Genomic DNA, 4,023 nt, shown 5'->3' with positions numbered 1-4,023 from the left:
GCACTGGTAGCAGTCATCCTCACGTTGTTTGGTAACATTTGGGCAGGAATGCTGGCTGGGCGTACAGCCTCCTTATCTCCCAAAGCGTCAGCAAATATCGGCCTGACCATTGTGGCACGGGGTGAATTTTCGATTATCATGGCCAACTTGGGTAAAGAAGGCGGTTTGCTTGATATTGTTCAACCCTTTGCAGCCATCTATGTACTCATACTGGCGATTCTTGGACCACTTCTGACAAAGCAGTCAAAACCTATTTTTAATATGTTAAACAAAATATTTAAGTTCAAGGACCCCCGCCTACGAAAGGAAGAAAGTAACTCGGCGTAACTGTAAAAGCTGGATACGACAATCCATAGGAGGGAAGGCTATGCCGCACGCTGTAAAACATGCCGAAACTCTATGAGGCGGCTTGTGAAGCCCGCTTCAGGAGATGCGAGCAGGTTCCCTGTCTTTTATACGGTGATTGGCGGAATTACGGCATCCGTCGGTCTGGAATTGTTTTTGCATCCGCATGATATGATCGCTGGAGGCGTCACGGGGATCTCCAGACTCATGTCGCTTTATTCACAGGAGCATTTTGGGTTACTGCTATTCGTTTTGAACTTGCCACTCATGCTGCTGTATTCACTGTCTACTCACAAACCCATGCTGCTTCGTGCACTACCCGGCTTGTTCGCCTTTTCGGGCTCAGCCATCATTCTTTCGCCTTTTCCGGCAGTGAGTGGCCATCCGGTCGTATGCGCTTTGGGCGGCGGAATCTGTATAGGGCTTGGCGCAGGGCTGGCAGCTCGTCACGGTGGTCTGCTCGATTCACTAGGACTTAACGAATCAGACGATGGCCGTCCATCCACATTGTTGCTAACACATCGCAAGATTCCGTTAATACAGATTGTTATGCTGTGTAATGGTCTGCTGCTCATTACGGCTGGCTTTGTGCTAGGCTGGGAGCCAGCTCTCTATTCAGCCTTATCCTGCCTCGCCGCCTATGAAACGACCCGGCTGATGTTTACCGGTCTGACGCGTATGGTTTGTGTTGTCAGCAAGAAACAGCAAACCGTCGAGGATGCCATATATCGCAGGCTGCGTATACACAGCACGCCTGTTGTAGACTCTGCCCAGATAGAGGGCAAGATTAAAAGCGAATCTGAGGATAAAAAAGAACAAATGGTCATCGTTTACAGCGTTCATCTGTTGGATTTGCAGCGCTTTAAGGCAGTCATCCAAATGGCAGACCCGCAGGCTGAGATCATGTATATGAAACGATGGAAAGCTTAGCAAAGTAACACATCAAAAAACGCTTATCTACACTAATCCTTGTACATAGATTAGTGATGGATAAGCGTTTTGTAATTAACAATATATTAACGGATATTAATTTTGCATGATAAAATCATGTTCAATACTGCTGGCACTGTCAAAAGTACGAATAATATCATAACGGGTATTGCGCTGTGCCGGAACGTGACCCGTCTCGCGGATCAACTGTAAAATGGATTCGATGTTAACCTTATACGTTGCGCCTGCAGCAGAAACTACGTTTTCCTCAATCATGGTGCTGCCAAAATCATCGCAACCGTAGTACAACGATTTTTTACCGATTTCAGGTCCCATGGTTACCCATGAAGACTGAATATGCTTGATGTTATCCAATACAAGACGACTGATCGCAACGGTCTTCAAATATTCCTCCGGCGTCTGGCGTTCCTTCTTCAGATTGGTGTTGTCTGGCTGGAAGGTCCAAGGAATAAAGGCCAAAAATCCTTCAGAATTATATTTGTTTTCAATGCATTCGTCCTGAGCATCACGAACACGCAACAAATGCAGCGCACGCTCCTCCATCAACTCACCAAAGCCGATAACCATCGTAGCAGTCGTGTTCATCCCAACCTTGTGAGCCGTTTGCATCACATCCATCCAATCACGCCAAGAGCCTTTGAGACGGCTAATTTTGCGGCGTGTGCGGTCATCCAAAATTTCTCCGCCTCCACCCGGAAGCGAATCCAATCCAGCTTCATGAATGGCTCGAATCGTGTCTTCCATGGATAGACCGGATTTTTCCTTCATTTTGTGAATTTCAGCTGGCGAGAAGGAGTGCATCGTAATATCGGGAAAACGCTCCTTGATAGCTTTCAGCAAATCCGTATAATAACTGAACGGCAGATTAGGATTCACACCGCCTTGCATTAGAATTTCGGTGCCACCTACATCCTGCGTTTCCTTGATCTTCTGAAAGATCACCTCATCCGGCAAAACATAACCTTCATCAGAACCCGGTCTACGGTAAAAAGCGCAGAAGCGACAGTATACGTCACATACGTTCGTATAGTTAATATTTCGTCCGATGACGAAGGTTTTAATGGGATCGGGGTGCATGCGATTCATAACTTTATTCGCCGCATGACCTATTTTTTCTACCTCATCTGATTCGAACAAAGAAACGGTATCCTCTAAATTCAGGCGTTCGCCGCGTAGGGCTTTATCTAAAATATGGTCGATTACACTCATGGTGTATCCTCCTTCGCTGTCACAGGGCGACGAAATGAAAGACAGGACTTATGAACGAGAATGCTTTCACAAACCTGCGTTCGAACCCTGCCGTAATGTATGTTCATGACTGGCCTTGTATGTTGTCTGTGCTATTTAGCATAGTAAAACCTAATGATAATACTAACATATCTTTAGGTAAGGAACCATACTTATTCCCGCTTCTTTCTGCTTTTCACCTAGGAAAACAGGCAACTGCCAAGCTTATCTCAACATTGCATATAGACAAGAAATAAGAAAACAGAACTGAAAAGTGCATTTTTTCACACTGTCCTTCATGTCATTCTTATAGAAAACAGCAAGCCTCCTGAATGAATGGAAACTTGCTGTTTAGTACTGTACATATTTGCTCCCTGCCTGAAAACGACAAAGATACTACTGATGTGCTAACGCTCTAGCGCAGCGCCTCATCCAGATCACTGATCAAGTCGTCAATATCCTCCAGACCTACGGAGAAACGAAGTAGTCCGTCCGTAATCCCGCGCTCCAATCGTACACTATGGGGCATAGCCGCATGTGACATCATCGCCGGATACGACAAGATGCTTTCCACAGCTCCCAGACTCACGGCTACAATTGGAATACGTACGCGACTGAGGACTTCTTTTGCACGCTCACCAGAACCCACATCAAACGATATCACTGCACCATAACCGCTGCATTGACGCTCATGAACTTCACGTCCTGGATGATTCTCCAGACCCGGGTAGTATACCGCCTCAATGTCGTTGCGCTCGTTCAGCCAGTTAGCGAGCTTCGCTGCACTCTTTTCGCTGTGAGCCATACGAGCCTCCAGTGTCTTCATACCGCGCATGAGCAACCATGACTCCTGCGGAGCCAGCACGGTACCCAGTCCATTTTGGAGCTGCTTGATTTGTCTCCCCAGCGATTCGGTACGTGCTACTGCAAGTCCTGCCAGCACATCGCTGTGTCCGCCCAGAAACTTGGTCGCACTGTGCAATACAATATCGACTCCCTGCTCAATCGGACGTTGATAATAAGGTGTCATAAAAGTATTATCCAATAGCGTCAAAAGTCCGTTATCCTGTGCCCAAGAGGTTATTCCTGCTACATCGGTAATTTTGAGAGTCGGATTGGACGGGGTTTCCATATATACAGCCCTTGTATTCTCCTGCAACGCCTCTTTCACAAGGTTGAGGTCCGTCATGTCAACGAAGGTCGTTTCGATATTCATCCGTTTCAAAATGGAGGTCAGCAGTCGATATGTTCCTCCATATACGTCCTCGGAAACAATGACATGATCTCCAGCAGACAAGAGCATAAATGTAGTAGAGATGGCCGCCATACCTGATGCAAAGGCAAAACCGCTGGCTCCGCCTTCTAATAAGGCGATATAATCCTCCAAAGCTTGTCGTGTCGGATTACCTGAACGGCTATAGTCATGCTGGGGAGGATTAAAAATATCATGATGGTGAAAGGTAGAAGCTTGATAGATCGGGACGCTCGAAGCCCCCGTAA

Annotated in this window: 3 protein-coding genes and 1 pseudogene; 2 read left to right on the top strand and 2 right to left on the bottom strand. The window is 46.8% G+C overall.

Annotated elements, in window-relative coordinates; genetic code table 11:
* Together GRP75_RS20560 and GRP75_RS20555 are read left to right on the top strand one after the other, a co-directional pair.
* Positions 1-327 (top strand): annotated as a pseudogene (locus GRP75_RS20560) (cation/H(+) antiporter); the annotation flags it as partial.
* Between the two features lie 84 nt (positions 328-411).
* A complete protein-coding gene (locus tag GRP75_RS20555; protein WP_160790228.1) occupies positions 412-1,275 on the top strand; it encodes a YitT family protein in 864 nt (287 codons plus the stop codon).
* A gap of 96 nt (positions 1,276-1,371) precedes the next feature.
* Here the strand turns inward: GRP75_RS20555 and mqnC are convergent, their stop codons facing one another.
* Both mqnC and GRP75_RS20545 read right to left on the bottom strand, forming a co-directional pair.
* Complete coding sequence (mqnC, locus tag GRP75_RS20550) at positions 1,372-2,505, bottom strand: cyclic dehypoxanthinyl futalosine synthase (RefSeq protein ID WP_160790227.1); 1,134 nt, start codon at positions 2,503-2,505, stop codon at positions 1,372-1,374.
* 433 nt (positions 2,506-2,938) lie between these two features.
* The coding region (locus tag GRP75_RS20545) for an aminotransferase class I/II-fold pyridoxal phosphate-dependent enzyme (RefSeq protein WP_160790226.1) at positions 2,939-4,023 on the bottom strand (1,085 nt) is incomplete at its 5' end.

This window comes from Paenibacillus sp. OT2-17 (genome assembly GCF_009827695.1).
Taxonomy (GTDB): Bacteria; Bacillota; Bacilli; order Paenibacillales; family Paenibacillaceae; genus Paenibacillus; species Paenibacillus polymyxa_B.
Note: the sequence above shows the minus strand (reverse complement) of the source record. Positions and strands in the feature narration are given on the sequence as shown.